Origin of the sequence: Shewanella sp. AC91-MNA-CIBAN-0169 (genome assembly GCF_040310165.1) — a bacterium.
Lineage (GTDB): Bacteria > Pseudomonadota > Gammaproteobacteria > Enterobacterales > Shewanellaceae > Shewanella.
In genome coordinates, this window is the sequence record NZ_JBEOPM010000064.1 from 1 (window position 1) to 593 (window position 593).

The following is a 593-nucleotide window of genomic DNA, read 5'->3' on the forward strand; positions in this document are numbered from 1 at the left end:
CTACGATATTCGTAACCCAGCCCCAACATTAAGTAATGTGATTCGAAGGCATTTTGCGATAACGGTTCTGTATTGTGTAAGAAACTCATTCCTAAAGTCGAGTTCACATGGTGATTGCCATTGTGATAACCGTAATTGATTTGTACGCTTTGCTGGAAACTTTCATCAACAAATGGGCCTGAATCTACATACTTGTAGTACAAGGTTCCCCCGATGGAAATACCATGGTGTTCATTTTGCAGTAATTGATAACCTAGGTATGCAGTAAGAGCATTATTGAGGGTTTCACCATTAAAGTTTTCAACATTGATATGGTATTTTTCTGAATGGATCTGACTTTGGTGTTTCGCTTGTTTATTACGACCATTTTGCTCAAATCCAAAAGCATCGTGAAACCACATTGTTAAGGAGTCTAAATGGTTATCACCGCTAAATTGCCAAGTGTATTTAGCATCAAACAATAAATCCTCAGTGATTTGCCATTTTAAGCCGCTGCTAATCGCATTTTGGTAGTAATCAGCTAATAACTCATCTGACTCTGACCAGACGCTGGCTGCATTGGCTGTGATGTACCATTCTTTTTGACCTTGGGG

At 39.1% G+C, this 593-nt stretch carries 1 protein-coding gene; it reads right to left on the reverse strand.

The features are described from left to right. Nucleotides 1-593 (reverse strand): DUF3187 family protein (locus tag AAEY98_RS22130; protein WP_351019695.1); only part of this gene is annotated, 593 nt, incomplete at both ends.